The following is a 596-nucleotide window of genomic DNA, read 5'->3' as shown; positions in this document are numbered from 1 at the left end:
CCGGTGCTGTGGGTGCTGCTGGTGGTGGTGCCGATCGTGTTCATCGCCTTGTCGAAGGCGATGACCGTCCCCGAGTTCGGAATGTTCTCCCTGGTCGAGGACGGACAGGCGGTGACGGAGGTGTTCTGGCTGCCGGACGTGCATGCCGGGACCATGACTCCGATCGCGATTGCGTCGCTGTCGGCGCTGGCCGGGTTGTTCGTGGTGCTCGATGCGCGCAGCGGTGATCGGCGACTGTCGCTGGCCGGCTTCGGCGCCGGGGTGCTGCTGGCGGTCCGGTTGACGGTGATCGCGGTGGCGGCGATGGTGGTGACCGCCTCGTCGTTGCTGGTCACCGCCGCGGTGTTCGATGCCCGTCAGTGGGGCCTGTACGCGGCCGGGAATCTACTGCTGGCATGGACCTACGGGCTGGTGGGCGTGTGCCTCGGGCCGCTGTTCGGGCGGGTCGGCGGCGTGTTCATCGCGTTCTTGGTGCCCTTCCTGGATCTGGGGATCGGGCAGAGTCCGATGCTTCGTCCGCAGCCGCCGCAGTGGGCGCAGCTGCTGCCCGGCTACGGCGCGACCCGGATGATCCTCGACGGCGGGCTGACCGACAG

General features: G+C 69.0%; 1 pseudogene. It reads left to right on the top strand.

Annotated features, from left to right (window positions below):
* A pseudogene (locus CQZ88_RS00770) lies at positions 1-596 on the top strand (ABC transporter permease); the annotation flags it as partial.

The sequence above is a fragment of the Rhodococcus sp. ENV425 genome, assembly GCF_002887785.1.
GTDB lineage: Bacteria > Actinomycetota > Actinomycetes > Mycobacteriales > Mycobacteriaceae > Rhodococcus > Rhodococcus aetherivorans.
The sequence above is the reverse complement of the archived record's forward strand: the minus strand, read 5'-3'. Positions and strand labels throughout refer to the sequence as shown.